This is a genomic window from Spirillospora sp. NPDC046719 (genome assembly GCF_040645715.1).
Classification (GTDB): Bacteria; Actinomycetota; Actinomycetes; order Streptosporangiales; family Streptosporangiaceae; genus Spirillospora.
This window is the reverse complement of record NZ_JBEYYT010000575.1, coordinates 1-5,049: the sequence shown is the minus strand read 5'-3', so window position 1 is coordinate 5,049 and position 5,049 is coordinate 1. Positions and strand designations below refer to the sequence as shown.

The 5,049-nt window shown below is 75.6% G+C and carries 5 protein-coding genes; 1 reads left to right on the top strand and 4 read right to left on the bottom strand.

Going from position 1 to position 5,049, the window contains the following annotated elements:
• Nucleotides 1-39: 39 nt before the first annotated feature.
• Nucleotides 40-912, bottom strand: coding sequence for an aldo/keto reductase (locus tag ABZ914_RS46355; RefSeq protein ID WP_500201035.1), 873 nt, complete (start codon nt 910-912; stop codon nt 40-42).
• Nucleotides 913-1,002: 90 nt separating this feature from the next.
• Here ABZ914_RS46355 and ABZ914_RS46350 point away from each other — a divergent pair, with 90 nt between their 5' ends.
• Complete coding sequence (locus ABZ914_RS46350) at nt 1,003-1,665, top strand: helix-turn-helix domain-containing protein (protein WP_190863583.1); 663 nt, start codon at nt 1,003-1,005, stop codon at nt 1,663-1,665.
• Nucleotides 1,666-1,718: 53 nt separating this feature from the next.
• On the opposite strand, the gene ABZ914_RS46345 is transcribed toward ABZ914_RS46350, so the two are convergent.
• The 3 genes from ABZ914_RS46345 to ABZ914_RS46335 form a co-directional block, all read right to left on the bottom strand.
• Nucleotides 1,719-2,111, bottom strand: coding sequence for a hypothetical protein (locus ABZ914_RS46345; protein WP_500201034.1), 393 nt, complete (start codon nt 2,109-2,111; stop codon nt 1,719-1,721).
• Entirely contained in the window at nt 2,108-4,438 is a 2,331-nt protein-coding gene (locus tag ABZ914_RS46340) for a DUF4132 domain-containing protein (RefSeq protein WP_500201033.1), read from the bottom strand. Before ABZ914_RS46340 ends, ABZ914_RS46345 begins: the two co-directional genes overlap by 4 nt.
• Nucleotides 4,438-5,049: DUF7737 domain-containing protein (locus ABZ914_RS46335; protein WP_500201032.1), on the bottom strand; the 612-nt coding region annotated here is incomplete at its 5' end. The genes ABZ914_RS46340 and ABZ914_RS46335, both read right to left, overlap by 1 nt.

The following is a 5,049-nucleotide window of genomic DNA, read 5'->3' as shown; positions in this document are numbered from 1 at the left end:
GGGCGCGGCCGGCGCGGGCGCGCGCGTCGCGGGCAGGGGCTAGGCGCGCAGTTCGGCGAGGTCGGCGGCGGTGAGCTCGAGCCGCGCGGCGGCCATGTTCTCCTCCACGTGCGCCGGTGAGCCGGTGCCGGGGATCGCCAGCATCACCGGGGAGAGCGCGAGCAGCCCCGCGAGCAGCACCTGCGGGACGGTGGCGCCGTGGCGCGCCGCGACGGCCTTCACGCGGTCGTCGTCGGGGATGCCGAACCCGCCGAGCGGGAAGTACGGGGCGTAGCCGATGCCGTCGCGCTCGCAGATCGCGAGCAGCTCGGTGTCCGCGGGCCGGGTGATGTCGAACCTGTTCTGGACGGCGGCGACCGGCGCGATCGCCCGGGCCTCGGCGAGCTGGGCCGCGCTGACGTGGCTGAGCCCGAGGTGCCGGATGAGGCCCTCCTCGCGGAGCCCGGCGAGGACCTCGAACCGCTCCCCGATCGGCTCGTCCAGCGGCGTCTCCAGGCCGCCGGGGCGCAGGTAGACCAGGTCGAGGCTGTCGCGGCCCAGCTCGCGCAGGTTGCGCTCGACCTCGGCGCGCAGCCCGGACGCGGGGAGCTGGCCGCTCGGGTACGGGTCGTCCGGCGCCCGGTAGGGGCCGACCTTCGTGGCGATGACCAGGCCGTCCGGGTAGGGCGACAGGGCGCTGCGGATCATCTCGTTCGCGGCGAGGCCGGACGGGTGGAAGTAGAACGCGGCGGTGTCGATGTGGTCGGCGCCGAGCTCGACGGCGCGGCGCAGCACCTGAAGGGAGGTGTCCCGGTCGTTGGGGGCGCCGCCGCGGGTGCTCGCCGGCAGCCGCATCGCGCCGAAGCCCATCCGGGAGATCCGCAGGTCGCCGCCGAGGTCGAAGTGGCCGTCACGGGTGATCGGTGTCGTCATGCGTCCCACTGTGCTGCGCCGGTCCCGCCCGGACGAGCCGCTGGCATCTTGCTGCCACCCCGTCCCGCCCGCGTGGCAGACTGGCGGGTGATGACAGTCGACCTGGACCAGAACGTGATCCTGCGCGGCGAGCGGGAGCTGCTCGAGCGGGCGTGGCGGCTGTTCCTGGCGCGCGAGGAGTTCGCGTGCGCGGCGACGGACATGCGCACCTGGGCCATGCCGGAGATCCGGGAGCGGATCGCCGCCGACCGGCGGAGGCTGGTGCCCCGGCCCGCCGCCTACAAGCTGCACAACCCGGCCGCGCTCGCCGACGAGGAGTCCGAGCGGCGGCTCGTGGAGATCGCCAAGGGCGGCGCGAGCGTGCGGATCTGCACGACGCCGCTGCCGCACGAGACCATCATCGTGGACCGCCGGACCGCGATCCTCGCCGGGCCGCCGGAGAACGGGGTGCGCGAGTACACCGTCGTCCGGTCGCCGAGCGTGGTGAAGGGCGTGGTGTCGCTGTTCTGGGCGACCTGGGAGACCTCCGCCGACCTCGCCGACTACCGGCGCGAGCGGCCGCCCGCGCTGAGCGAGGAGAGCCGGCGGATCCTGCGGCTGCTCGCCGGCGGGCTGAAGGACGAGGCCGCCGCCCGGCAGCTCGGCATGTCGCTGCGCACCTACCGGCGCCGCGTCGCCGAGATCCTCACCTTGCTGGACGCCGGGTCCCGGTTCCAGGCGGGGCTGCGCGCCCACGAGCTCGGCCTGCTCTGACGCCCCCCGGGCGACCCTGCCTCTGACGCCCCCGGACGGCGGAGCCGGGCGGGTCAGCCGCCGACCAGCGGGACGAGCTTGATGAACACCAGGTCGGGGTCGCCGGTGAGGTCGATCTCCTCATCCAGGTCCTCGACCTGGCGGTCCCCGGCCAGCACGAAGAACCCGTTGCCGAGGAACGCCCGCTCGGCGATCTCCGCCTGCCGCTCCCAGTCGATGGGGCGGCGGTCCCGCATCCGGTAGCCGTTCAGCTCGGTCTCGGCGTCGTCCGGGCGGACCAGGCCGTGGAACCGGGTGGACGGCCGGGCGTTGAACCGGGCGACCTCCTCGCGGACCCGGAGCCGGATCAGCTCGCGGACGGTCATCCGCGCGGGCAGCCCGCCGACCTCGAACGCGGCGACGGGCGTGCCGGTCGCGGTCTCGTCGCGGAACGTCACGGCGGTCATCGGGCGCCTCCCTTGATCTGGGCGAGGATGGACTCGTCGGTGATGCCGCCGTCGTCGGCGAGCAGGAACGCCTTGCTGAGGATCAGCGACAGCCGGCCGTCCTCGAACGGCAGGAACACCGTGCCGCCGGCCGTGCGGCCGCCCGGGACGATGCACAGGTAGGCGTCGTCCGGCTCCATGAGGATGTTCGCCGACCCCAGGTGGATCCTGTAGGTGCGCAGGTCGCCGCGGACGACCAGGAACCGGCCGTCCAGGGAGCAGCGGCCGGCGATCCTCGTGCGGGGCAGGATGCGCTCCAGCGCGTCGCGGCGGGCGGCGGCGCTCTCGGTCAGCTCCCCGAACCCGGACCGCTCCCAGTACCGGCGCGGCTCGCCGTCGCCGCTCCACTCCGGGTCGGCGGCGATCGAGGTGACGCCGACGAACAGGTCCACGTCCCGCATCGCCTCGCTGAACACCAGCGGCGGGACCGCCGGCAGGAGCGCCTCACGCCACGCGCCGTCGACCCGGCGCTCGAACGACACCCGGTCGGTGCCGGCCAGCACCAGCTCGTCCTGCCAGTCGGCGAGGACGTGCGCGAACCGCGCCCGCCACTCCCCCGCGCCGAGCACCCGCACCGCCTCGTCCTCGTAGCCGCCGTCCCACGGGCCGAGCAGGCGGCTCGTCCAGCCGCGCGCCCGGAACAGCGCGAACATCCTGCGGTAGTGGACGAGATGCGCGGCGAACCGGTGGGAGTACGCGCCCGTCCGCTCCTCGGCGGGCGTGAGCAGGTACACCTCGCGGAACGCCTGCTTGAAGGGCTGCCGGATCCGCCGCTCGACGAGCAGGTCGCGCCAGGCGCGCACCTCGTCCGGGGCGGAGCGGAGCGGGTGCCACAGCCGGACGCCCGCCGCGTCCGGCGCGTCCGGGACGCCGCCCGTCTCGGGCAGCACCGCCCGCCACTCCCCCGGCGCCTCCTCGATCTCCCAGATCAGCCGCCGGACGGTCGGGCCCGCGACCGGGTGCCGGGCCAGACCGTCGCGCCACCGGCCGAACCCGTGGACGGCACCGGCCGTGTACCCGGCCTCCAGCGCCCGGACGAGGGTCGTCAGGTGCGCGTCGACCCGCTTGGCGAGCTCACGCAGCTCCTTGACCTCGGCCTTGTGGTCGCGGCGGACGGCCGCGGGGACGCCCTTCAGCGCCTTGCCGTCCTTCTCGAAGACCAGCACGGCCTTCTCGCCGGCGGTGATGACGGCGGTGTGCGCGCCGAGGTCGCGGCGGTACGCGCAGTCGGGGCCGAAGCCGAGGTCCGGGAGGCGGAGCGCGACGTCCGCCCGCTCCGCCAGCGCCGCCTCGACCCTCTTCAGCATCTTGTCGAGCTGCTTGGGCACCCCGGCGTGCCGGACGGAGCCCCGGACCGTCCGGATCGTGGTGACGAGCTCGGGGATCGGGAAGTCCTGCGCGGCGCGGACGATCTCGTACAGCAGCGCCTGCGACGGCAGCGTCTTCGCCCGCGTCGGCGCGACGGACACGTCCGGCAGCAGGCGGGCGAGCAGCGCGGGCAGCCACGGCTCGTCCCGCAGCAGCGCGATCCGGGCGGCGTGCCCGAGCGCCTTCACCTCGCCGGACGCGAACGCCTTGTCGGCCCGGTAGGGGACGGTCCCGTCCTGGATGGCGCGGGCCCGCTCGGCCGCCGCCTCCAGCGCGCGGCGCGCGAACGCGGCGTAGGCGGGGATCCCGGCCGCTCTCCCGGCGGCGTCCTCCGCCTGCGGCGGGCCGGTGTAGGAGTCGTCGGCGGTGAACTCGGCGACGACCACGCGCTCCTCCGCGCCGAGCCCCGCGATGACGTCGATCTCGTCGCGCGCGATCGGGCCGCCGCCGTCCGCCAGCCGTTCCGCGACCTCGCGCAGCAGGCCGGGTCCGGCGAGACCGGCGACCGCCAGCAGCGCGTACGGCTGGTCGAGCCGCCCCTCGTCCAGGAGGAACCGGACGAGGGTGCGCGCCTGACCGGCGACGTCCGGCCACGGCCCGGTGCAGCGCAGCAGCGCCCCGGCACCGAGCCGCACGTCCGCCCATTTGCGCTGCTCCAGGCCCTGGACGAGCGCGTCGAACATCCGGCGGCACGCGTCCGGGGTGTACCTCGGCTGCCGCTCCCGGCCCTCGCCCTCGACCGCGAACCGGACGCTCGTCGACACGGGCGCCTTCCCCACCGCCGCGTACGCGGCGGGCAGCAGCGTGCCGAGATCCTCGTCGGAGACCCGGGAGACGTCGGCGTACCAGCCGTGGTACTCCGCGTCCTCCGGCGCCGGGTCGGTCATGGCGCGCAGCATCCGCGCCGCCGGGCCGTCCATCAGAGCCCCGTCCTGATCCGCCGCAGCAGCGGCTCGTCCGCGATCTTGTGGTCGGCGGCGAGCAGCACCGCCTTGGTGAGGATCAGCGACAGCCGCTCGTCCTCGAACGGCAGGAACAGCCCGGACTGCCCCTTGCGGCGCGACGGCACGACCCGCAGCAGCGTCCCCTCCGGCTCCATCCGCACGTGCGCGGTGCCGAGATGGATCCGGTAGGTGCGCAGCTCGCCCCGGACGTCGAGGAACCGGTCGCCCAGCGCGCACCGGTCGGCGATCCTCGTGCGCGGCAGGATCCGCTCCAGCGCCGCCCGCCGCGCCTCCGCCGCCGCGCCCGGCCGCCCGAACGCCGCCTCCCGCCGGTAGTGCAGGTGGTGGCGGTCCTCGCCGTCCGGCCAGTCCGGGTCCGCGGCGATCGACGCCGCGTCCACGAACAGGCCGACGTCGCGCATCGCCTCGCTGAACACCAGCGGCGGCGCGTCGGCGAGCCCCGCGCGGCTCCAGTGCCGGCGGTCCCGGCGCTCGAACCGCACATGCCCGGTGACGACGTGGTCGCCCTGGCCCGCCGCCTCCGCCGGGTCGTAGCGCAGCACCGCCCGCCATCCGCCGCCGAGGAC